The organism is Acinetobacter sp. ANC 4648, assembly GCF_002135345.1.
Classification (GTDB): Bacteria; Pseudomonadota; Gammaproteobacteria; order Pseudomonadales; family Moraxellaceae; genus Acinetobacter.
This window is the reverse complement of record NZ_NEGI01000001.1, coordinates 25,165-48,665: the sequence shown is the minus strand read 5'-3', so window position 1 is coordinate 48,665 and position 23,501 is coordinate 25,165. Positions and strand designations below refer to the sequence as shown.

General features: G+C 37.0%; 25 protein-coding genes. 16 read left to right on the top strand and 9 right to left on the bottom strand.

What is annotated here, in order from left to right:
* Window positions 1-57: 57 nt before the first annotated feature.
* The 4 genes from B9T27_RS00225 (at window position 58) to B9T27_RS00210 (ending at window position 3,424) form a co-directional block, all read left to right on the top strand.
* Complete coding sequence (locus B9T27_RS00225; protein ID WP_086204881.1) at window positions 58-567, top strand: DUF1543 domain-containing protein; 510 nt, start codon at window positions 58-60, stop codon at window positions 565-567.
* A 163-nt stretch (window positions 568-730) separates the two neighbouring features.
* Window positions 731-919, top strand: coding sequence for a hypothetical protein (locus B9T27_RS00220; protein WP_086204880.1), 189 nt, complete (start codon window positions 731-733; stop codon window positions 917-919).
* A gap of 383 nt (window positions 920-1,302) precedes the next feature.
* Window positions 1,303-2,946 carry a nitrite/sulfite reductase gene (locus B9T27_RS00215; RefSeq protein ID WP_086204879.1) on the top strand — a complete coding sequence of 548 codons (1,644 nt, stop codon included), beginning with the start codon at window positions 1,303-1,305 and terminating at the stop codon, window positions 2,944-2,946.
* Entirely contained in the window at window positions 2,939-3,424 is a 486-nt protein-coding gene (locus tag B9T27_RS00210; protein ID WP_086204878.1) for a DUF934 domain-containing protein, read from the top strand. Before B9T27_RS00215 ends, B9T27_RS00210 begins: the two co-directional genes overlap by 8 nt.
* A gap of 62 nt (window positions 3,425-3,486) precedes the next feature.
* On the opposite strand, the gene B9T27_RS00205 is transcribed toward B9T27_RS00210, so the two are convergent.
* The 3 genes from B9T27_RS00205 to B9T27_RS00195 all read right to left on the bottom strand — a co-directional run bounded on the left by B9T27_RS00205 (window position 3,487) and on the right by B9T27_RS00195 (window position 5,881).
* The gene (locus tag B9T27_RS00205) at window positions 3,487-3,927 is read right to left on the bottom strand and encodes a VOC family protein (RefSeq protein ID WP_086204877.1); all 441 of its coding nucleotides are present in this window, start codon (window positions 3,925-3,927) and stop codon (window positions 3,487-3,489) included.
* A gap of 131 nt (window positions 3,928-4,058) precedes the next feature.
* Entirely contained in the window at window positions 4,059-5,234 is a 1,176-nt protein-coding gene (locus B9T27_RS00200; RefSeq protein WP_086204876.1) for a thiolase family protein, read from the bottom strand.
* Between the two features lie 116 nt (window positions 5,235-5,350).
* Window positions 5,351-5,881: a GspH/FimT family pseudopilin gene (locus tag B9T27_RS00195; RefSeq protein WP_086204875.1), complete on the bottom strand. Its 531-nt coding sequence runs from the start codon at window positions 5,879-5,881 to the stop codon at window positions 5,351-5,353.
* Window positions 5,882-6,247: 366 nt separating this feature from the next.
* Here B9T27_RS00195 and omp38 point away from each other — a divergent pair, with 366 nt between their 5' ends.
* Window positions 6,248-7,279 carry an outer membrane protein Omp38 gene (omp38, locus tag B9T27_RS00190; RefSeq protein ID WP_086204874.1) on the top strand — a complete coding sequence of 344 codons (1,032 nt, stop codon included), beginning with the start codon at window positions 6,248-6,250 and terminating at the stop codon, window positions 7,277-7,279.
* Window positions 7,280-7,618: 339 nt separating this feature from the next.
* On the opposite strand, the gene B9T27_RS00185 is transcribed toward omp38, so the two are convergent.
* Window positions 7,619-9,265, bottom strand: a complete 1,647-nt coding sequence (locus B9T27_RS00185; protein ID WP_086204873.1) for an acyl-CoA synthetase — start codon at window positions 9,263-9,265, stop codon at window positions 7,619-7,621.
* A gap of 670 nt (window positions 9,266-9,935) precedes the next feature.
* Between B9T27_RS00185 and B9T27_RS00180 the strand changes: the two genes are divergently transcribed.
* On the top strand, window positions 9,936-11,672 hold the full coding sequence (locus tag B9T27_RS00180; RefSeq protein WP_086205385.1) for a neutral/alkaline non-lysosomal ceramidase N-terminal domain-containing protein: 1,737 nt from the start codon (window positions 9,936-9,938) through the stop codon (window positions 11,670-11,672).
* 879 nt (window positions 11,673-12,551) lie between these two features.
* On the opposite strand, the gene B9T27_RS14950 is transcribed toward B9T27_RS00180, so the two are convergent.
* The gene (locus B9T27_RS14950) at window positions 12,552-12,797 is read right to left on the bottom strand and encodes a hypothetical protein (RefSeq protein ID WP_228146116.1); all 246 of its coding nucleotides are present in this window, start codon (window positions 12,795-12,797) and stop codon (window positions 12,552-12,554) included.
* A 409-nt stretch (window positions 12,798-13,206) separates the two neighbouring features.
* Window positions 13,207-13,329, bottom strand: a complete 123-nt coding sequence (locus B9T27_RS15115; RefSeq protein WP_265733414.1) for a hypothetical protein — start codon at window positions 13,327-13,329, stop codon at window positions 13,207-13,209.
* Between the two features lie 253 nt (window positions 13,330-13,582).
* On the opposite strand from B9T27_RS15115, the gene thrS reads away from it, so the two are divergent.
* Together thrS and infC are read left to right on the top strand one after the other, a co-directional pair.
* Window positions 13,583-15,505, top strand: coding sequence for a threonine--tRNA ligase (thrS, locus tag B9T27_RS00165; RefSeq protein WP_086204872.1), 1,923 nt, complete (start codon window positions 13,583-13,585; stop codon window positions 15,503-15,505).
* 5 nt (window positions 15,506-15,510) lie between these two features.
* Window positions 15,511-16,062 carry a translation initiation factor IF-3 gene (gene infC / locus B9T27_RS00160; RefSeq protein WP_086189128.1) on the top strand — a complete coding sequence of 184 codons (552 nt, stop codon included), beginning with the start codon at window positions 15,511-15,513 and terminating at the stop codon, window positions 16,060-16,062.
* 118 nt (window positions 16,063-16,180) lie between these two features.
* Here the strand turns inward: infC and B9T27_RS00155 are convergent, their stop codons facing one another.
* Window positions 16,181-16,639: an Hsp20 family protein gene (locus tag B9T27_RS00155; RefSeq protein ID WP_086204871.1), complete on the bottom strand. Its 459-nt coding sequence runs from the start codon at window positions 16,637-16,639 to the stop codon at window positions 16,181-16,183.
* A gap of 278 nt (window positions 16,640-16,917) precedes the next feature.
* Here B9T27_RS00155 and B9T27_RS00150 point away from each other — a divergent pair, with 278 nt between their 5' ends.
* The 3 genes from B9T27_RS00150 to B9T27_RS00140 all read left to right on the top strand — a co-directional run bounded on the left by B9T27_RS00150 (window position 16,918) and on the right by B9T27_RS00140 (window position 18,524).
* Complete coding sequence (locus tag B9T27_RS00150) at window positions 16,918-17,535, top strand: glutathione S-transferase N-terminal domain-containing protein (protein ID WP_086204870.1); 618 nt, start codon at window positions 16,918-16,920, stop codon at window positions 17,533-17,535.
* 67 nt (window positions 17,536-17,602) lie between these two features.
* Window positions 17,603-17,890: a hypothetical protein gene (locus B9T27_RS00145; RefSeq protein WP_086204869.1), complete on the top strand. Its 288-nt coding sequence runs from the start codon at window positions 17,603-17,605 to the stop codon at window positions 17,888-17,890.
* Window positions 17,891-18,098: 208 nt separating this feature from the next.
* Window positions 18,099-18,524: a YqaA family protein gene (locus B9T27_RS00140; protein ID WP_086204868.1), complete on the top strand. Its 426-nt coding sequence runs from the start codon at window positions 18,099-18,101 to the stop codon at window positions 18,522-18,524.
* 53 nt (window positions 18,525-18,577) lie between these two features.
* Here the strand turns inward: B9T27_RS00140 and B9T27_RS00135 are convergent, their stop codons facing one another.
* Complete coding sequence (locus tag B9T27_RS00135) at window positions 18,578-19,327, bottom strand: TonB family protein (protein ID WP_086204867.1); 750 nt, start codon at window positions 19,325-19,327, stop codon at window positions 18,578-18,580.
* A gap of 540 nt (window positions 19,328-19,867) precedes the next feature.
* On the opposite strand from B9T27_RS00135, the gene rpmI reads away from it, so the two are divergent.
* From rpmI to B9T27_RS00115, 4 genes are all read left to right on the top strand, one after another.
* Window positions 19,868-20,062, top strand: coding sequence for a 50S ribosomal protein L35 (gene rpmI / locus B9T27_RS00130; RefSeq protein WP_086189121.1), 195 nt, complete (start codon window positions 19,868-19,870; stop codon window positions 20,060-20,062).
* 11 nt (window positions 20,063-20,073) lie between these two features.
* Window positions 20,074-20,433, top strand: a complete 360-nt coding sequence (rplT, locus tag B9T27_RS00125) for a 50S ribosomal protein L20 (protein ID WP_086202163.1) — start codon at window positions 20,074-20,076, stop codon at window positions 20,431-20,433.
* Between the two features lie 87 nt (window positions 20,434-20,520).
* A complete protein-coding gene (locus tag B9T27_RS00120; RefSeq protein ID WP_086204866.1) occupies window positions 20,521-20,898 on the top strand; it encodes a hypothetical protein in 378 nt (125 codons plus the stop codon).
* A 102-nt stretch (window positions 20,899-21,000) separates the two neighbouring features.
* The gene (locus B9T27_RS00115; protein ID WP_086204865.1) at window positions 21,001-21,198 is read left to right on the top strand and encodes a hypothetical protein; all 198 of its coding nucleotides are present in this window, start codon (window positions 21,001-21,003) and stop codon (window positions 21,196-21,198) included.
* Between the two features lie 108 nt (window positions 21,199-21,306).
* On the opposite strand, the gene B9T27_RS00110 is transcribed toward B9T27_RS00115, so the two are convergent.
* A complete protein-coding gene (locus B9T27_RS00110; RefSeq protein ID WP_086204864.1) occupies window positions 21,307-22,338 on the bottom strand; it encodes a hypothetical protein in 1,032 nt (343 codons plus the stop codon).
* A gap of 171 nt (window positions 22,339-22,509) precedes the next feature.
* On the opposite strand from B9T27_RS00110, the gene pheS reads away from it, so the two are divergent.
* Window positions 22,510-23,490, top strand: coding sequence for a phenylalanine--tRNA ligase subunit alpha (pheS, locus tag B9T27_RS00105; RefSeq protein ID WP_086204863.1), 981 nt, complete (start codon window positions 22,510-22,512; stop codon window positions 23,488-23,490).
* Window positions 23,491-23,501: the final 11 nt, after the last annotated feature.

Sequence of the window (23,501 nt, the reverse complement as noted above, 5' to 3'; positions counted from 1 at the left end):
CTCTATGTCCTTATTGTTTTTAAATGGGGGGAGAGGAATAGATTATAAGGAAAGAATATGCCCAGTTTATTTATTGTGATGCTCGGTGGTCGTCATGCACGAGCTAATACAGAAGTGCATGATGTGGTTATTACTGTGGGTGACTCGCTTGAAGATGTTTATCCGCAACTTAGGCAAGCATGGTTTGCCGAACAAGATGGTTTACATATTGATGCTTGGGCGCAAATTAATGGTGTAGAATTTGAAGATCATAACTATCAAATTCATTTCACTGATGCTCAGCCCAATCAGTCGGAACAAAAACTTTATCTGGTTAATTTAGGCGGTTATGACGCACGTGAATTTGGTGAGTTACATCGCTATGTTTTAGTGGTAGCACAAAATTCAATGGTGGCCAAAGCAAAGGGGAAGCAGTATTTTGCAGAGCATTGGCAAAAACAACATACAGACCGAGTTTTAGATGTCGATGATTGTATTGCTATTGATCATGTTTATGGCAGATATGTGCAATTACTTGAAGGGGAGTTTACAGGCAATGTTTGGGAAAATACTTATCTCAGGATTTAGTGCATCCATCTTAAAAAATTAAGGCAAACTTAATTGTAAAGAAATCACACTAATTTTTATAATTTCATGGTTTAACTTTATTCAACCACTACAACTTAACAGCACTACTTACATATGTTTGGCCTAAACTCAAAATTCAACTTAATTCTCTAGAGTAATGGATATGAGTGGTTTATTTGACGAACTTGGTAAAATTGCGGGTGCTGTTATTGCAGAGCAAGCTGTGGATAAGTTGGATCCAGATGCGGGCATATTGGAAAAAGCAGCTGGTGCATTTGCGGGTTATGAAGCTGCAAAAATTGGCGAAAATAAACTAGAAAACCATGATGATGAAGAGCAGTCATCAGGATGATCAGTCTTAATTAGATTTAACATGGTTCATCTACTGATACAGATTCAGTCAAACCATCTAATATCGCATATGGTAGTGAGGACTAAATAATGCTGGAACCCAAAGAAATGAAGCAGTAGATTAGTATTTAAAATGATGAGTTCTAAAACGAAAAGGGCATATTGTAATATGCCCTTTTTAATTATCATAAAAACAGATAAGTAATTGAAAATAAGTTTAATGTATTTAAAAAGTATGGATATCAGCAGTAGTCTCAGTAAAATATGAGGTGTAAGATCACTTATCAATAAAACCGCTATGAAGTATGTAAAAAACACATTTAGCTGATACTTGAAATCTGGTTATGCTATTGGCCGTTATAATGATATTACTAGCTGTACGCCATGTATTTATATACTGATTTCGATCAACAATTAATCAATGAACGTGTTGCACAATTCCGTGATCAAACGGAACGTTATTTAGCCGGAAAACTCACTGAAGATGAGTATCGTCCGCTTCGTCTGCAAAATGGTTTATACGTACAACGTTATGCACCGATGCTACGTGTGGCCGTACCTTATGGTTTAATGAACTCGAATCAATTACGTAAAATTGCGCAATTGGCAAAAGAATATGACCGTGGCTATGCACATGTATCAACACGCCAAAATATTCAGTTTAACTGGCCTGCACTCGAAAATGTTCCAGATATGTTGGCAGAACTTGCTACCGTGCAAATGCATGCTATTCAAACCTCTGGAAACTGTATTCGTAATACAACAACCGATCAATATGCAGGTGTGGTTGCTGGTGAAATTGCAGATCCACGTCCAACCTGTGAATTAATTCGTCAATGGTCAACCTTTCATCCTGAATTTGCATTCTTACCACGTAAGTTCAAAATTGCAGTCTCTGCATTGGCTGAAACGGATCGTGCTGCGGTATCATTCCATGATATCGGTGTGTATATCGTGAAAAATGCAGCAGGTGAAATTGGCTATAAAATTAAAGTTGGTGGTGGTTTAGGCCGTACACCTATTATTGGAAGTTTTATTCGTGATTTCTTACCACGTGAAGATTTAATTGCTTACCTTGAAGCAGTACTCCGTGTGTATAATTTACATGGTCGCCGTGACAATAAATATAAAGCACGTATCAAAATTTTGGTAAAAGCATTAACACCTGCGGTTTTTGCTGAGAAAGTTGAAGCTGAATTTGCACATACTATTCAAACTTTGAAAATTCAGCCTGAAATCTTGAATAAATTAGATGAAGAATTCACTCCGTTTAATTACCAAGATTATGCAGATGAAGATTTTACTGAATTGTTTGCAGCGAATCCAAAATTTAAGCAGTGGTTCAATATCAATACCAATGCCCATAAAGTGAAAGGTTATCGTATTGTGACGATTTCTTTGAAACGTGCAGGTATTGCGCCGGGTGATATGAGCACTGAAGAAATGAATTTGATCGCAGACCTTGCCGATCAATATACATTTGGTGAGCTGCGTACTACGCATGAACAAAATATCTCACTGGTTGATGTCCCACAAAAAGATTTGTTTGCTGTCTGGCAGGCACTGGAAAGCAATAATTTAGCGCGTGCGCACATTGGTTTTATCACCGATATTATTTGCTGCCCAGGCGGTGACTTTTGCTCATTAGCGAATGCGAAATCGATTCCAATTTCAGAAGCAATCTCGCGCCGTTTTGAAGATTTAGATACGATTTACAACTTAGGTAAATTGGATTTAAACATCTCAGGTTGTATGAATGCTTGCGGTCATCACCACGTTGGTAATATTGGAATCCTCGGTGTTGATAAAAAAGGTGCTGAGTTCTATCAAATTACTTTAGGTGGAAATGCGGATCATGATGCATCGATTGGTGATATCTTAGGACCCTCATTTGCAGCAGATCGCATACCGGATGTCGTTGAAGAAATTTTAAATACGTATCTTGATCTTCGTGTTGAAAATGAAGAGTTTATTGATACTTATCGTCGTGTCGGTATTCAACCTTTTAAGGAGCGTGCATATGCTTAATACTGCACTAAAAGTACTCTCTAAAGACGGCAGTATTGCTGATAATAGTTATCAAATGATTAGTGAAGATGCTGTATTACCACACGGTGATGTGGTTTTAACCACAGCTCAGTTGGATCAGTTGGTGAATATACAAGGTAAAAAAGCTTTGTATATTACGGTGGATGACTCACCAGAAGTTAATGAATATCCATTAAGTCAACTAGATACGATTTTTATCGAATTTGCTGGTTTTAATGACGGTCGTGGCTATTCGTTTGCTGCATTATTGCGTCGCCAAGGCTATCAAGGCGAACTTCGTGCTACGGGGGATATCTTTAAGGATGTGTTGAATTATTTAAAACGTTCAGGTTTCGACACTTTCGTGATTAAAGAAGGCAAAGATATTCAGGAAGCTGCGGCGGGTTTAAATGATTTTAAATATCCGTATCAGGCTTCAACGGGTGTTGCTCAAGCACATTATCAGACAGGGGCTTAATAAGTTTTAGCCAGTGTAAAAAGCCAGATAAATTCTGGCTTTTTACTGTTTCAAGGAAAGGATTACATCTCTTCTAGCTGGCAATTCACCATCCATTTCACACCAAATTGATCGGTAAATGCACCATATAACGCCCCCCAAAAGGTCTTCTCCAGCGGCATTTCAATTTGACCATGTATAGATAGTGCATCAAACAGATATTGCACCTGATTCTGCTCATTTTTTTCTAAGTTAATTGAAATATAGTGGTTATTACCTTGAGTAAAAACGATTGATGCTTGTGCACAAAACTGTTCACTGGTATCCGAGCCCATTAAAACAGTAAATTCATTGATTGGTAGAGATACATGCAGAATGTAATCTTTTTCTTTATCGGAAACTTGAGCATCAGGCAGTTCTACATATTTTTTTATAAATGAAAACTCTCCACCAAAAACTGATTTATAAAAGTTAAATGCTGCTAGAGTCTGACCTTGGAAGTTAAGGTAATGATTCAGTTGCATTGAGGCTATCCATTTTTGTTGTTTTCAGGATATTTAATTTAGCAGTTTCTATCTCTGATAATGATGAAAAAATGTAATTTTAAAGCATAAAAAATCCCATTTTAAATGGGATTTTTTATTAGATTTTGAAATTAAAAAATTTCAATTGCCACAGCCGTCGCTTCACCACCACCAATACACAATGCTGCAATACCTTTCTTACCACCCGTACGTTTCAGAGCGTGAATCAAGGTTAAAATGATACGCGAACCCGTTGAACCTACTGGATGACCGAGCGCACATGCACCCCCATTAATATTGACTTTTCCAGCATCTAATTTAAAGTCATCAATAGGGCACATAGTGACCATAGCAAAAGCTTCATTGATTTCCCAAAGATCGACATCTTCAACCTTCCAGCCTGCTTTATCTAAAACTTTCTGAATGGCACCGACTGGAGCAATGGTAAATTCAGATGGATGTTGTGAGTTCGATGCATAGGCAACAATTTTTGCTAATGGATTTAAGCCACGTTTTGTTGCTTCATCATTTGAAGTAAGCACAAGCGCAGAAGCACCATCTGAAATTGAGCTGGCATTTGCAGCAGTAATAGTTCCATCTTTAGCAAAAGCAGGGCGTAATGTTGGAATTTTATCAATATTGGCATTAAATGGTTGTTCATCTTTATCAACAACAACATTGCCTGTGCGCGTTGAAACAGTTACAGGTACGATTTCATCAACAAAGTAGCCTTCGGTAATTGCAGTTTGTGCACGTTTCAGTGAACGAATAGCAAAATCATCCATTTGTTCACGAGTATAACCACGAGTATTTGCCATATCTTGGGCAAATGAACCCATTAAGCGACCAGTCTCTGCATCTTCTAGACCGTCAAGGAACATATGATCTTTGATTTCACCATGCCCCATACGGTAACCACTGCGTGCTTTTGGTAAGACATAAGGTGCATTGCTCATTGACTCCATCCCACCAGCAATCACAATTTCAGCAGAGCCAGCTTTAATCATATCCGCGGCTTGCATTACAGCCTTCATACCTGAGCCACACAATTTATTAATGGTCACTGCACCAGTAGAATCAGGCAGACCTGCTTGACGCATGGCTTGACGAGCAGGGCCTTGTTTTAAGCCAGCAGGTAGTACGCAACCCATAATGACCTCTTGTACATCGTGAGGTTGGAGGCCAGAACGAGCAATTGCTTCTTTGATGGTTGTCGCACCTAATTCAGGTGCAGTTACGCTCGAAAGGCTACCTTGAAAGCCGCCCATTGCGGTACGGGCGCCGTTCACGATTACGATGTCTGTCATTGTTTTAATCTCCAAAATTGTTTCTAATTGCTATTCTAGACTTAAATAGTATATTGAAAAATAAAACAGAATAAAGCTTAAACGTTTTGCATTTCTAGACTTATGGGTTCTAAATTTTAACAAGTGGTATTAGGTTTTTGCTTTAAGTCGCCCATCATGCCAATGGGTAAATATTTGTTATATTCAGCATGCTTAAAATTACAATAATGAAATGCTCCCATTGCTCCACGTGTTAAACCCGTATCTCCCTGAAAGGTCAGTGTATTAGGATTGGATGCATTACCATTCCATTTCAATCGACCATATTGAATATGGGTAGAAGTTTTTGAAAATACCATTTCATTAATATCTAGCTGTTTATTCTTATTGGTATCTGAAAAAACAATCAGGCCTTTGTGCCACATATTATTTTGACAAGTATTTAAATCTTCAGAAGCACAAATGACAATATTTGAATGATAGGTTGAAGCTGTATTTTTAGCAAAATCAACATGCTGTTTTAATGATGGATAGACATGTGCGACTTCAAGCCTTTCTTTGATATTATGATAGGAAGGGATCGCAATAGCTGTAATAATGGCTAGAATTGTGATACAAGTAATGAGTTCAAAAAGTGTGAAAGCACTTTCTTTATATGAAAAAAACATAAATTAGTCTTCTTTTAAGGGTTGAATTTATTTTAGTTTTCAATTGATTAGCTGATGTTAAAACGTAATAAAATATGTATTACTATCGCTTTCGATTGCTGTTAAAATAACAGGCGTAGAAGATTAAGGTATTCACAGAAGAAAATTGAGTATAAAGTTACCGAATTACAACGGAAATTGTAAGTAATTTTGTCAATAATTTACTTGATTAAAGTTATCAAGTACTTGGAAAAACATTCAAGTGTTTGTATGATTCAATGTGAGTAGCTTAAAAATAATACTGGGGTATATATAAAGCTTATCTCAGGAAGCCAGTAAATTTTAGGCTGAGCTTGAACAACAATTTGTTATCTCTGGAGGATATCCATGAAATTGAGCCGTATCGCACTTGCTATGCTTGTTGCTGCACCATTTGTCGCTGCTAATGCTGGTGTAACTGTTACACCATTAATGCTTGGCTACACATGGCAGGATACTCAACACAACAACGGTGGTCATAAAGGCGAACTAACCAACAGTCCTGAACTACAAGACGATTTATTCGTTGGTGCAGCACTTGGTATCGAATTGACTCCATGGTTAGGCTTTGAAGCTGAATATAACCAAGTTAAAGGTGATCTTGACGGTACTGGCGTTGCTGGTTCTGAATATAAACAAACTCAAATCAATGGTAACTTCTATGCTACTTCTGATTTGATCACTAAAGACTATGACAGCAAAATTAAACCTTATGTATTGTTAGGTGCTGGTCATTACAAGTATAAACTTGATGACATGGCTTATCATTCTAATGAGAAAGGTACTTTAGGTAATGCAGGTATTGGTGCTTTTTGGCGCTTGAACGATGTTTTATCACTTCGTACAGAAGCTCGTAGTACTTATAATTTTGACGAAAAATTCTGGAACTACACAGCTCTTGCTGGTCTTAACGTAGTTCTTGGTGGCCACTTGAAACCTGCTGCTCCTGTAGTAGAAGTGGTTGTTGTTGAACCAGTTCCAACTCCAGTTCAGCCTGTTCCACAACAGTTGACTGAAGATTTGAACATGGAACTTCGTGTGTTCTTTGATACAAACAAATCAAACATCAAAGATCAATACAAACCAGAAATTGCTAAAGTAGCTGAAAAATTAACTGAATACCCGAATGCGACTGCTCGTATTGATGGTCATACAGATAATACTGGTCCACTTAAGTTAAATGAACGTTTATCTCTTGCTCGTGCTAACTCTGTTAAATCGGCTCTTGTAAATGAATACAATATTGATGGTGCTCGTTTAACCACTAAAGGTTTTGCATGGTATCAACCAATCGCAGACAACAACACTAAAGAAGGTCGTGCTATGAACCGTCGTGTATTCGCGACGATTACTGGTAGCCGTACTGTAACTGCTCAATAAGATTTAGCTCAGTGAGCTGAGTTTTATCAAAAAAAAAGCGACTCAATTGAGTCGCTTTTTTTATTTCATTATTCTTCTCTTAAAATAGACGGATATCAAGTCGGTTGGACTAGAGAGTATTGGATGTTAAATATGGAGATATATTAAATTAGATTGTTAAAGATATAATATTGATTAAAAATTTAAATAGTAATTAACAAGAGAGTCTTTCCATAAAAAAACAGTGTTATTTATTTCTGAGTAAGTTAACTAAAATGATTTAGGGCATTTGAAGAAAATATAAAAGCCAGTTATTTAAATAACTGGCTTAAGATTAAACAATTAAGTTAGAAAATAAAATTAACTAAACTCAGCTATAGAGCGTTCTTTGGCCCAATCACGCAAAATAAATTTCTGCAATTTTCCTGTCGATGTTTTTGGAATTTCAGTAATTACAACATCTTTAGGTACTTTAAAACGAGCTAAATGTTGCTTGCAGAATGTAATGATTTCTTCTGGCGTTGTTTCAGCCCCTTGTTTGAGTTCAATAAAGGCACAAGGTACTTCTTGCCAGCGTGGATCTGGTTTGGCGACTACTGCTGCTGTCATAATTGCAGGGTGGGTATACAGTACTTCTTCCACTTCTAAAGACGAGATATTCTCACCGCCTGAAATAATGATGTCTTTTGAGCGATCCATGATTTTTGCATAGCCATCTGGTTGGCATACTGCAAGATCACCAGTATGGAACCAGCCTCCTTTAAAAGCTTCTTCAGTTGCTTTGTTATTTTTCAAATAACCTTTCATCACAATGTTACCACGGAACATAATTTCGCCCATGGTGCTACCATCATTGGGAACGGGTTGCATCGTATCTGGGTCAAGTACACGCATTCCATCTTGTAATGGATAAGGAACCCCTTGGCGTGAATGTAATTGTGCTTGTTCTTGAATCGAAAGCTCACTCCAACCTGCTTGTGAAGCACATAATGCAGATGGGCCATAGGTTTCAGTAAGTCCATAGACGTGATTCACTTGAATACCAATATGATGCATTCCCTCAATAATTGCAGCTGGAGGTGCAGCACCAGCCACCATGACCTCAACATGATGATTGAATTTAATCTGTTTATCTTTAGGTGTATTAATCAACATGGATAACACAATCGGGGCACCACAGAAGTAGTCAATTTTATGTTGATCAATCAGTTTGTAAATCAGCTCAGGATCTGTTTTACGCAGACAGATATTGGTTCCACCATTTGCAGCGATGGTCCAAGCAAAACACCAGCCATTGCAGTGGAATAACGGAAGTGTCCAAAGATAAGTTGCACGCGGTGTCATACCGCAGGCAATAATATTACTGGCTGCATTAATATATGCCCCACGATGATGATAAACCACGCCTTTAGGGTTGCCTGTCGTACCTGATGTATAGTTTAAGCTAATCGCATCCCACTCATCATGGGGTAAATGCCACTCGAAATTTGGATCGCCATTTTTAATGAAATCCTCATATTCAATTTGACCAATCCGTGGAGTGGAATCATTTTTTTCATATTCAACATCTGTTACATCAATAATATAAATATCTTGAGAAATCAGTGAGACTGCTGCTTGAGCCAATTCGGCAAATTCGGGATCGACCAATAAAACTTTAGATTCAGCATGCTCTAACATGAATGCCAACGTTTTGGCATCTAAACGTGTATTTAAGGTATTCAGTACAGCACCGGCCATTGGAACCGCAAAATGTGCTTCGAGCATGGCTGGAATGTTGGGTAATAACACTGAAACCGTATCATTTTTTGCAATGCCTAGGTTTTGTAGCTGTTGGGAAAATTGTCGACAACGCTGATAGGTTTCACGCCATGAAATACGACGTGAACCATGAATAAGGGCATCTTGATTGGGATAAATATAAGCCGCACGTTCAAGGTAGCGTAATGGTGATAACGCTACAAAATTGGCAGGGGTGCGTGGTAATTCATCGTATGCACTAACCATTGAAAACTCCATGTAATATTTTTTAATCACTATGCTTAAAATATATGCACAAATGGATAAAAATACCTTTATTCTTTAGTCTATTCTAGGATAGTGGTGTTGATCAGAATGTTTTCTTGAAATCTAAAGATTTTATGTGTTTATTTTAAATTATTGATATTATTGATTTTTAATTAATACTGGCTAATAATTGACACAATTAAAAAACCAATTAATAAAACTGTACCTATGCGTCTATTTTTTTGTAGGAAAATGGGGCATACCAGTCCAATATTTAAAGATTTGGTGAAAGTTTCATAAATCACTAAAACTAAATTACTGGCGAATTACAGTAATTGAAGACTTTCCCATCAGCATTTGTTTGGTTATTTGTTGTAATACATCTTGGTAGATTGTTTAAAAATTTATCTTATCTGTTTATAAATTTAACTATCATTTACTCATGCAAAAGGTTTCTGAAGCTTACTGGGTATCAAAAAAATTAGGCTAAAACGATAATTTTCTATTCGTATTAAATTGAATGGGGTAAGTAAATATCTAAGCAGTTTGTTTTTTAAATCCCTCAAAAAGATAACTATATTTTCTCCTATTTTGTATTGCATAAATCGTTTAACTTTTAATCGAAAATATGATTAGATTCATGCAAATTTACGACAAGGAAGAAGTCATTATGTATAAAGTAGGGTGGGATAAACAAGAAATACATATTATTCCCAAAGGTTATGCCATGTTTGGCTATGGAATGTGGACACATCGAGCTGATAAAAAACGGACCGCTTTATATGCACGTAGCATTTCGATTCAACATTATTTATCTACTCCACTCATATTTTGTTGTCTAGATTTTGGCTGTATTACACATGCTATGCGTAGCGAGGCAATTAAACAATTACAACAACGCTTAGGTTCATCTTTTCAAGAACAACAATTGGTTTTGATGGCAACGCATACGCATTCAGGTCCGGGTGGTTGTGGGTATGAAGCACTGTATAATATGCCAACGCCAGGTTTTATCCCTGAGCATTTAGATGCGGTGATTCAAGCAATTGTCGAGAGTATTTGCAATGCCTTACAACACGCAGAAGATACTGAAATCTCTATCACGAGCATCCAATTTGATGACATCACCCCGATAGCATGGAATCGATCCATCAAAGCCTATAACCGTAATCCTGAGGTATTACCACGAACAGAGCAAGAGACCCATTTAGCATTAAATCGTAGAATGCAGTTGATCGGTTTTTATCGTCAGAATCAGTTACAGTCTTTTATCTCTTTCTTTGGGGTACATGCTACTTGTTTAGGAAATACTTTAAACGCCTACGATGGCGATAATAAAGGCTATGCAGCAACGTTAAGTGAAGAGTTTTTAAAACAAAAAGGTCTGATCAATCCGGTTGCAATTTTTGCTCAAGCCACAGCCGGAGATGTATCACCGCATTTTCATGGACATAAGCAGCAAAAAATACGTGATCAAATTCAAGGTGAACAAGAGTATCAATATGCACAACAGAATGGGCGTTATCAAAGTGAGCTCGCGTTACAGGCATTATCTCAACCTCTAAATAGGATTGAAGGTGAAATTGATGCGCTATGTACTTATGTTGATTTGAGTAATATCGAGATTCCAGCTGAATTTTCAAAAGGTATTGTTGATGCTCGAACCAGTCAGCCCTGTCATGGTCAGGCTTTTTTTGCAGGAACACCTGTCGATGGTCATGGTGCGCCTAAAGTTTTTACTCATGGGATGTCCATTTTAGCGCAATGGGTCAGAAAGAAACGCTTAGCCAATCCAGATTCACCGCAGTATGCAAAATACCAAGCCTTATACGCTTCGCAAGGTGTGAAAAATATTGTGATGGAGGCTGGAGATAAAAAAATACTCGGACAAAATGTTGATGTTATACCGGGAATTTTTGATCCGTTGATTGGTGAAATGAATAAACAAATCAAAGCAGGAGCAATTCAAGATAGCCCCTTAGTACCGAGTGTTGTGCCGTTGCAACTTATTCAATTAGGGCCTTTAGTTTTGGTGTGTTGCCCGGGAGAAATAACCACTATAGCAGGGCAGCGGGTGATGAAAACTGTTCAAAAGATAGTAGCGTTAAATCCAAATATTAAAGATGTCTGGTTAAGCTCTTATTGTAATGATTATATGGGCTATATCACGACCTTTGAAGAATATCAGCAGCAAGCTTATGAAGGCGGGCATACTTTATTTGGACAATGGACTTTAAGTGCTGTTCAATTCAAATTTCAGCAATTGGCACAGCAACTCTGTATTGCTAAAGATTTACGTGAGTATGATCAAAGTACACGTCCTAAACCTATCCCGAAACAAGAATTAGCCAAAAGAACAAATCATGGCAATGTAAAAACTGCAGCCAGCCAAGGAGGGGGAGGATGAATGATGTGCATCAAGCGATGTGGTTAAATTGGTCAGGTTATCAATAGGCACTTGAGCAGAATATTTATATGTCAAATACAACTCTCTCATGTCTAGCATTTACAGCCACGTGTAGTGATTAAATCATTGGCCTGTCTGAACTTATTAAAATTACTCAGTGAGCAATTACAAACCCAGTGTTATTTAGATGTGGCAAAGCAGTTTGCTGTGTAGGTAAAAATTAACATTGAAATTGATGTGGGGTTACATCGTGGTGGTGTTCAATCAAAGCAAGCTTTGATTTATTTATTACAGATCATTCAGAATATTTAATTTGTTCAGGTTTGTGATGGGCTATGATAATCGTGTGGCAAAGCTATCCTCTATTATAAAAAATCAGATGTGGTGTGTCAGAATTCGCAAGCTATTCATCAGCAATATATCCAATTGATTCAATATAAATTTCTATAAAATGATCAATGTTTTAATGGTGATGTAAGCTCAAATTTTCACGTAAAACATAGCGTCTGTAATAATTTATCCATTGGTTCAATGTTGCTTAAAGCGAGTGATTTTGATTCAGAGTAATTAAATTTCTACATCACTGCAACGCTTTGATTCTTTATAGTGGCTTATTGGATGGTGGATTAGGTTTATCCCAAAGGTAGTCATTTGCATGTGTTATATGGACGTAGATCTAATCAAGAGTTAGCCAATGTTCCGAAAAACTCTAAAATTATGGTCGATGATTTTGTCTTTTAAGATCCACTCAAAGCGAAGCGATTATTCCGCAATTTGGAAAATTATATTGTTATAAAAATCCAGCTTTTGAAGTGTGGGATATCTTTAGAGAGTAATATAAAAAGCCGTTATACAATGGCTTTGAATATGTTTATGGAATTATTCAGCTGCATTAACGGCATCTGTAAGTGTCTTAATCGCAATTTTGTTAAAATATAACCCATTAATCTCTATGCCTTTTTCATGATTATTAGCATATTCTAAATGATGATCAGGAATCACCCATTCAGTGTCATAAATTTTACCATTCATTTCGACTGCAGGGTCGACAGCGTAGACATATTTTTCTATCGTTTTGTCGATGGCATAGATAACATTGACACCGCCAAAGTTGTCTTTTTTCAACTTTGGTTAGCACCAAGTTCCCGTTGTTTAGCATATTCTTCTAATGATTTAGTGTCATAATTATCATCTATGTCAAAGGATAGGATGGGGACATTATAAATTTCTTGATCATTGAAACTTATGCTTGATCCTTGAGGAAAAGTGAGTGTGCTATTCTTAATTTTTTCTCCAATCTCTGGATTTTGCTAAATCAGATAATTAATCAAACTATTGGAGATATATTTATATTCTTTTTGACCTTCTGAATTAATAGTATAAGTAAACAGTTCAGAAATTTTCCTGCCTGAAAGGCCAATCCGTTGTATATGAACTGAATACTGTAATTCTTTGTTCATACTACATCATAAAAACCTGAACCTGTTGTTTTTGGGTTTTTTGGAATTCCATTGCTACATTCAAGTTTTTCAGGCTAGTTTTGTGCATTGGGAGAGTTTGATGTTTGTTGATTATCGCTAGAACCACCGCCACAAGCAGTTAATGTAAAGCCAATAAGTATTGTTGAAGTAAGTTTTATTAAGTTTACCGAATTCATTTAATTATCTATTCGTTTTATGATTTTAAAGTCACTTAAGTTTCGCGCGGCGATCATAAATGAGTGCTTTGATAAAATCAAAACTAAAATTTAGATTAATTTAAGACAAAGGTTTATAAATATTCAACAAAGGTGTAAAATTTCACACACTTTTATTCTGTTCCACCGATTTTATCTTGAGGATCTTCCTCGATCATAATCTCGCGGTGACATGCTCCATTGTACGGGGCATCACTCCTTAAGGATTTTTCTTATGCCGATTATCACATTGCCAAATGGCGATCAAAAAACTTTTGATCAAGCAGTTTCTGTCATGGAAGTTGCGCAAAGTATTGGACCGGGTCTTGCGAAAAATACAGTTGCAGGGCGTGTAAATGGTCGCTTAGTAGATGCAAGTGATTTAATTACTGAAGATGCAACATTAGAAATTATCACGCCTAAAAATCAAGAAGGCGTAGAAATTATTCGCCACTCTTGTGCACATTTAGTCGGGCATGCAGTTAAGCAATTGTTCCCTGAAGCAAAAATGGTCATTGGTCCAGTCATTGAAGAAGGTTTCTACTATGACATCTGGATGCCACGTCCATTCACTTTAGATGACATGGCCGCGATTGAAGCGCGAATGAAAAAGCTCATTGATCAAGACTATGACGTCTTGAAAAAAATGACACCACGTGATGAAGTGATCAAAGAGTTCACAGCGCGTGGCGAAGATTATAAATTACGCTTGATTGCAGACATGCCTGAAGAAACACAAATGGGCTTATACTATCATCAAGATTATTTGGATATGTGTCGTGGGCCGCACGTACCAAACACTAAATTCTTAAAATCATTCAAGCTGACTAAAATCTCTGGTGCTTACTGGCGCGGTGATGCAAAGAATGAACAGTTACAACGTATCTACGGTACAGCTTGGGCAGATAAAAAAGAACTGGCTGCTTATGTAAAACGTATCGAAGAGGCAGAAAAACGTGACCACCGTAAAATTGGTAAAGCACTTGACCTATTCCATATGCAAGAAGAAGCACCTGGTATGGTGTTCTGGCATCCGAATGGTTGGACTATTTACCAAGTTCTTGAACAATATATGCGTAAAGTTCAGGAAGAAAATGGTTATCAAGAAATTAAAACACCACAAGTGGTTGATATTTCTTTGTGGGAAAAATCAGGGCATGCAGCGAATTATGCAGAGAACATGTTCACGACTCATTCTGAGAGCCGTAACTATGCTGTGAAGCCAATGAATTGTCCTTGTCATGTACAAGTCTTTAATCAAGGTTTAAAGTCTTATCGTGATCTTCCAATTCGTTTAGCTGAGTTTGGTTCATGTCATCGTAATGAACCATCAGGTTCGTTACACGGAATTATGCGTGTTCGTGGTTTTACTCAAGATGATGCGCACATTTTCTGTACGGCTGAGCAAGTCGCTAAAGAAGTAGAAGATTTTATTAAACTGACTTTGGACGTTTATAAAGACTTTGGCTTTGAAGAAGTACAAATGAAACTATCTACACGTCCTGAAAACCGTGTAGGTACAGAAGAAATGTGGGATAGTGCAGAAAAAGCATTGTCTGATGCTTTGGATGCAGCAGGGTTACCTTGGGATTTACAACCGGGTGAAGGTGCATTCTATGGTCCGAAAATTGAATTCTCTTTAAAAGATTGTTTAGGTCGGATCTGGCAATGCGGTACAATTCAGTATGATCCGAACATGCCGTTACGTTTAGATGCTTCATATGTAACAGAAGATAATGATCGTGATCATCCTGTTATGTTACATCGTGCAATTCTTGGTAGTTTTGAACGTTTTATTGGTATACTAATCGAACATTACGCGGGCTTTATGCCACCATGGTTGGCTCCAGTTCAAGCATGTGTAATGAATATTACCGATTCTCAGGCGGTTGCATGTGAGCAAGTGGTCGCAAAACTCAAAGAAAATGGAATTCGAGCAATTTCAGACTTGAGAAATGAGAAAATCGGCTTTAAGATTCGTGAACGTACATTAGAACGTATTCCTTACTTATTGGTTCTTGGTGACCGTGAAGTAGAGGAAGGTACAGTCAATGTTCGTACTCGTTCTGGAACAAATTTAGGTACTATGTCAATTGATGCATTTGTTGACCTAGTGAAAGCAGCCGTAGCCGAACGTGGCCGGTATATTGTGGAGTAATAAAGATTAAACAGCCTGACCGTAACCAACAACAAGGTGCTAAAAGCAATCGTCCTGCATTAAATGACGAGATCAAAGCGAAAGAAGTACGTCTCGTTGCTGCAGATGGGGAACAAAAAGGTATCGTTTCACTTGCTGAAGCGTTGCGTGCTGCGGAAGAAGTTGAGCTTGATCTTGTTGAGATTGTTGCCAATGCCGAGCCACCTGTTTGTAAAATTATGGATTTCAACAAACATTTATTTGATCTGAAGCAAAAGCAAAAAGATGCGAAGAAAAAGCAGCATCAAGTTCAGGTTAAAGAAATTAAGTTGCGTCCAGGTACAGACATTGGTGATTACAACATTAAACTTCGCTCAATTCTGAAGTTTCTTGAAGAAGGCAACAAAGTTAAAATTACTTTGCGTTTCCGTGGTCGTGAGATGGCTCACCAACAAATCGGTCTTGCTCAATTACAAAAAATTGAAGCTGACGTGGCTGATTTTGGTGTGATTGAACAGTCACCGAAAATGGAAGGTCGTCAAATGGGTATGCTACTTGGACCGAAAAAGAAAAAGTAAGCAGCTTGATTGTCAAAAAAGCACTGCATAAGCAGTGCTTTTTTATGGCTTCTATTCTGTTTTTAAAATCGAAATGCAAAAGAAAAGACCAGTATTAACTGGTCTTTTCTTTTTTGACTTATTTTGCTTCAGGTGAAGCAAGCTGTTGTGTTACTTTTTGGCCAATTGGAATATGCCGAGGTAACTTTTCTTCAGGAATAATACGTTGCAATTCTATTTTTAATAAACCATTTTCATAGTCTGCTCGTTGCACCTCAATATGTTCATCTAAGCGTAAAGAGAGTTTAAATGAACGATCAGAAATACCTTTGTGTAAAAATTCAACGGTCGTATCTGACTTTTCTTCAACGGATTTTCCTGTGATCGTGAGTACTTGATTTTCAAGATTAATCTCAAGTTGATCTTCGGTAAAACCAGCTGTAGCCACAACTATGCGATAGTTGTTGTCACCCGTTTTTTCAATATTATATAGTGGATAATTTGGTGTTTCGCTTTGCATAGCATAATCGAACAAGTCATTGAGTCGGTCAAAACCAATGCTGCGACGGAATAATGGACTGAGACTTAAATTGCTCATTGATAAAACCTCCTAAAATTAGCAAAGTTGTATAAATAAGATTTTTATCTCTGCATTTGCAGAACCTACAGCAATTATTGCTGTACCTTAAATATAGGATTACTTTTTTAGATTTCAAGAAAAAACTCAGAAATAATTAAATTTTTTTGAGAATAGCTTGTTCAATAGCCTGATTACATCGATTAAATTCTACTGTTTATTGTAATAAAACATGCTATAACTAGCGATAAAGCTCAATAATGTGATGTAAAAAACGAGAAAGGCAAAAGGTAACCAACATGATTGATCTATATTATTGGGGAACTCCCAATGGTCATAAAATTACAATAGCACTAGAAGAAATGGGTCTGGATTATCAAATATTCCCAATCAATATTTTGGAAAATGACCAATTCCAAGCAGACTTTCTTCGAATTTCTCCAAATAATAAAATTCCTGCGATTGTTGATCAGGATGGTCCCAATGGACAGTCGATTTCTGTATTTGAGTCAGGTGCAATATTACAATATTTAGGACGTAAAACGGGTTTGTATTATCCAACGGATGAGCAAGAGCGTGTTGAGGTAGAGCAATGGTTGATGTGGCAAATGGGTGGTTTGGGGCCAATGTTGGGTCAAAATCATCACTTTAGTAAATTTGCCAAAGAACACGTTCCTTATGCCATTGAACGTTATGTCACAGAAACAAAGCGTTTATACAATGTATTGAATCAACAATTGATTGGACAAAAGTTTGTCGCAGGTGAGTATTCGATTGCAGATATGGCGATTCTGCCTTGGATTCTTCGATATGAATGGCAACAGATTCAGCTTGAGGATTATCCTTACGTGAAAGAGTATATTGAGCGTATGACTGCAAGACCCGCTGTACAAAAAGCTTTGTCGATTAAAGTGTAAAAATATTTTTATGCTAAACTGAAAAAACCACCATTAAAAGGTGGTTTTTTCATGTCAGGAGAAAATGATGAAAGAATTTTTTATTAATTTGACCCGTATCCTAGAGGTTAATCCGAAGCTCTATTGGAGTGTGATAGCAGGTATTGCCGGATGCCTAATTTTATATTTTGCTGAAATTGTTCATATTCAAAATTTACTGACTGACCTGGACTCAGCAGACAAGGTCATGCAGCGAGCAGTATTAGAACCTATTGCGCAGCGTTATCAATGGGCGCGAATTTTGGTGATTTGTTTAGCTGTTATCTGGGCAAATTGGGAGTACTTCAAAACCAAAAAAGCTTTAAAGCTGAAGTAAGCTCAGAGCATTAATGATTGAACCTCATAGTAGCTAAAATGAAATTTTTTATTTTCAGCATTTTATGGTCTTAAATAGGTTTTGATAATCATCATAATATGTTTTGGTTTAATGAAATTTTTTGGTATTTGAAGAGTTGAGATTTGTAGTTTTCACTCATTTTTTGGACTCAAAAATTTAAAATTTGGTCTGCAGACGTATTTATTTGATGGCTTACATTTTATTATTTATTTCAGCTTTTGGTGCAGCCACGTTACTGCCTTTACAGTCAGAAGCTGTATTGATTGGTATGTTGGTTCAAGCTCAATATTCTGCTTTGTTACTGATTTTAGTTGCCTCTGTAGGTAATATTTTAGGTTCATGTGTAAATTGGTATTTGGGACTAAAAATAGAGCAATTTAAAGATAAGAAATGGTTTCCTGTTTCTGAAGCTAAAATGTTAAAAGCTGAAATCATGTATCAAAAATATGGATTTTGGTCTTTATTGCTCAGCTGGACGCCCGTCATTGGTGATCCTATTACCTTGATTGCAGGTTTAATGCGAGAAAATTTTTGGCGATTTTTATTGATGGTAACAATTGCTAAGTTGGGGCGTTATTATTTTGTGTATTTAATTTTTATTGGACTCGTATAGAAATAAGCTTAAATAAAAAGGCTCAAAATGAGCCTTAATGAACTATCTTTAATTTAGTGACATTCATTGATTTTAAGTTCAATTTTATCATTCAAGGTCATTTTTTTGTACATCCATAATGTTCTATAAGAGCGTTTCGCATCAACTTTACTTTGCTCAACAGCTGCTATAATTTGTTGATCAATGGTATTTACGCCTGAGCGCTTTTTCAATTTGACCTGAGTGACTTCACCGAGCTGATTAATTTTAAATTTAAATTTAACGACGCGATCTTTATCTTTCAATAAGTCTTCAGGTATTTGTAGTTGCGGTTGTTGCAGATAAGCAAAAGGTACAGATTTTCCTTTGGCTTGTTTTAACCAATTATGTGAGTTAAAGGGATAACTACATTGTTGTTTGCTGGCAGCTTTATCGACTGCATCATTCAGCTTTAAAGTAAAGGTTTGATAGCCAATCAGCTTAACGGCTTTTCCCTCTTTGGTAGTGGGTTTTAGTTCGGCATTTTGAATTGCATTTAAAAGCTTTTGATCAAGTATCTTTATTCCAGTACTTTCTTGAATGTCAGAATTAATAATTTTACCAGTTTTATCCGCATAGACACGAACAATGGCGGATCGATCCTGATTGACTAAGTCGGCACTTTGATAGTGTATTTGTGGAAATTTAACCCATTGAATACGTGTTGTAAGATGGGGTGTTTCATCTTCAGCATTGATCGTTATGGTGGGTAATTGCTGAGGAGCACTTTGTGTGGCAGTCATCGGTAAACACATTAATACAGCAAGATAAAGCGTTCTATTCATATTCTATTTCTACCACGCATTGAGGGATGCATTAAAGTGTGTAATTTAAAATGAGCAGAGTATTTCCTGATTTGGCATAAGTCGCAATAGAAAAACGCATAGAAAATGACTTATCTTGAAATTATTTTGAGTCTCGTCCATGAGACTGGTGATGATATTGAGCTGAAATCGATTGGATTTTTTCATTTAACGGAAAAGGAATAATAACTTTCTGAAGTTGAATGAAAAGTATTAAGAAAAAAGGGTTCAGCATAATAATTGATAGTTTTGATATCAAAGCATAATAAAAGCACCGACATAGAGTAGCGCTATAGTTTTGTCATGATGCGTAAGCTTTAGAGGGTTAATTGTTGAAACTGTGCCTAGAATTATGTTAATTGATTTGTGAAATTTTGAGTTTTAAGCTCCATATGCAATCGTTAAATTTCAGGATATGTGCTTTCGTTTTGTGCAGATTTACTTTAGAATGTTCGCTCCCTTACCTGCAGGTCGTTTTGTAATGGTGCAAACGTTCCAAACAGGTGTTCAAAAGAGGTTGTTATGCCTAAGATGAAAACTCGCCGTGGTGCAGCTAAACGCTTTAAAGCGACTGCTAACGGTATCAAGCGTAAACAAGCGTTCAAACGCCACATTTTGACCAAAAAATCTGCTAAGCGTATTCGTCAATTACGCGGCTGTGTCATGGTTCACGTAAGTGACGTGAAATCAGTTCGTCGTATGTGCCCATACATCTAAGGAGATTATAAATGGCTCGTGTAAAACGTGGTGTACAGGCGCATCGTCGTCATAAAAAAATTCTTGCTCGTGCTAAAGGTTACTATGGCGCGCGTTCACGTGTTTATCGTGTAGCGTTCCAAGCGGTAATTAAAGCTGGTCAATATGCTTACCGTGACCGCCGTCAAAAGAAACGTCAATTCCGCGCTTTGTGGATTGCTCGTATCAATGCTGGTGCTCGTTTAAACGGTTTGTCATACAGCCGCATGATCGATGGCTTGAAAAAAGCTCAAGTGATTATCGATCGTCGCGTACTTGCTGACATCGCTATGCATGATGCAGTTGCATTTACTGCTTTAGCTGAAAAAGCGAAAAGCGGATTAGCTGCTTAATCATCGTAGATGGTTCAAAAAAGACCGCTTTTAGCGGTCTTTTTTATGCTTTAAAATATGATATATAAGTGCTTTTGGAGTTAAATCATGAGAAAACAATACCATTTTCGTAGGGTAGAAGCAGACACTTATATTTGGAATGTTCTCCATCTTGTAGAACTGAGTCAGAATTTTAAAGTTAAAGAAATTTCTTTGTCTGAAATTAAAGAGTTGCATGAAGCTTATTGGTTTCCAAACTTATACCCAACTACTCAGCAAATTATTGAGCATGTGCAATTAATCAATGAAGCCGATTTAACCTATCCCATTATTTTATGTGCGGAAGGGCGAGTTATGGATGGCATGCATCGCGTTGCGAAAGCTCAATTGAATAAGCAAGATAAAATATTAGCAGTCCAATTTGAGATCACGCCAAAACCTGATTTTATCAATGTGAATGAAGATCAGCTTGAGTATGATGATTAATCCAATTTTTTGCTGAAGTATTACATAATATCTACATGAAACTCATATCTGTTTTGACTCACTTTACATAGATTATAAAGACAATAAAAATTGGAGTTTTACATGCAGGTTCATATAGATGGTTTAGAGCAAGGCACAATAGAAGTGAATTTGGAGATTTTGCCTCGTGAAGGTGAATATCTACGTATTATGTATGGTGCGGATGCAGAAGTGCATGGTGAAGTTGCATCTATTAATCATTATATTAATCAGCATGCAAATGAGCATAAAATATTTATTACTCTAAAACCCATCAATTAATCAAATTTGTATAGAATAAAAAAGCAGCTGGAATGAGCTGCTTTTTTTATTAAGTTAAAATGTTTAATTAAAACTAAATTTTTTGATTAAGTCTGTATTTTGATAATCTTAAAGCCCAAAATAATAGGCACAAATACAGATAATCACAGTAATAATGATTAAGGTTAGCACACTCGACCTACCCACTTTATGGTCGGAATGGCTTGGTTTTAATCGAGAAGCTTGCTTGTTGCCTGTGGCTATATTATCAAAAGGCGAAGTGATTTCTTTTGCTGTTAAACGTGCAGACTTATAATGATTAGCAACTTTTACTACAAATTTTGCCGTTAAATCATCCAGTTTTTCTGAAAAATGACGTAAATTTAATTGCTCATCTGGACTTAAGCTTTCATCATTTTCATTATGTGGATGTTTTAATTTAGCTTGTACAAATTCAGATAAAGCACCTAAACGATGGAGAGTTTCATGAGCATAATCAGCTTGATAGTCTGTCGGTAATAAAGGTAAGTATGTGCTTTGTTTTGAGAATTCACCCTCTTTGGTTAAGGGGTGAGTCATACCATAATAGGGTAAGTCTTTATTCTGCGGTTCCTGAAAGTCTTGTGCATAGCGTGTATCAAATAACTCGTTATCTGTATAAGCCCAAATATCATCCCAATTCGGTTGAGCTAAGTCCTGATCAATCCGTTTAATTAATTTGGGGTTTAGCTCAAAACGCCAAAATGTTTCATGACGAATATTGGAGCGCTGTTCCGTCGGAATTTCATAATCATTGTCTGCTGTATACCATTCGGCTAGTTCTTTACCTAAAATCCATGCCGTTTTTTTAGTTTTTTCATGGCTCACGATAAAATGTGCAATTGGCAGTAGCTCTACATTGGCATTTGGATTTTGTTCATCCTGTAAAATACTCGAACTGTGTAGGCTAATTCTATTAACACCTTGTTTCTTTAAACCTTCCAACCAAATCTGAAAATGTTGTGCCAGTAAGTGTTGTGAAAGTAAATCACGAAAGCCAAGTGCATGTTGGTTGAATATGGCATGTTGTACCCAGCGATTAAAGCTTAAATTTTGGGTGAGATATTCGTTGCCATACGTTACCAGTGTCAGTTGCTGTTTCCAAATTTGATCGAGTGCCATTTGTAATAGATCTCAGTGATATTATCGCTGTGAAAGTCTGATTATCTTATCCTTTTTCTAATGGAAAATACTAATCTAATTTTCCTGTCTAGTAGGCTTCATCCATCTGCATAAAAACTGTTAGAATAATGGGTTATATTATTTTTCTAAATTGTTGCTTTGAGAGTTACTATGTCACTGGAAGCCCTGACCACTGAAGCGCTCGCTGCGATTGCAGCAGCTCAAGACCTTGCTACACTCGATCAAGTACGAGTGCAATTTACAGGGAAAAAAAGCCAGCTCGCGGAACAATCTAAGGCACTTGGTAAAATGGATCCTGAAGAACGTAAAGTTCAAGGGGCTGCAATTCATGCAGTGCGTGAAGCGATTACCTCTGCACTGACTGAGCGCCAAACTGAATTACATAAAGCTGCATTAGAACAAAAACTTGCAAGTGAAACTATTGATATTAGCTTGCCAGGTCGTGGACAAACTGTAGGTAGTATTCATCCTGTTACTCAAGTACAAGAGCGTATTTGTCAGTTCTTTACCAAAGCAGGTTTTGTTGTTGCGACAGGTCCAGAAGTTGAAGATGATTATCATAATTTTGAAGCATTAAATATTCCGGGACACCATCCTGCACGTGCAATGCATGACACATTCTATTTTGATGTCAATCATTTGCTACGTACCCATACATCAGGTGTGCAAGTGCGCACGATGGAAACGCAACAGCCGCCAATTCGGATTGTCTGCCCAGGCCGTGTCTATCGTTGCGATTCAGATCAGACTCATTCGCCAATGTTCCATCAAATTGAAGGCTTATATGTTGCTGAAAGAACTAGCTTCGCAGAGTTGAAAGGTTTATTGGTAAATTTACTGAATGTATTTTTTGAAAAAGATTTGAAAGTGCGTTTCCGTCCTTCTTACTTTCCATTTACAGAGCCAAGTGCAGAAGTGGATATTATGGATGAACGTGGTCGTTGGTTAGAAGTATTGGGTTGCGGTATGGTGCATCCAAATGTACTACAAGCTGCTGGAATTGATCCTGAAAAATACACAGGATTTGCGTTCGGTTTAGGTGTAGAGCGTTTTGCGATGTTGCGTTATGGCATTAATGACCTGCGGATGTTCTACCAAAATGATGTGCGTTTCTTACGCCAATTTGCTTAAGACAAAATTCA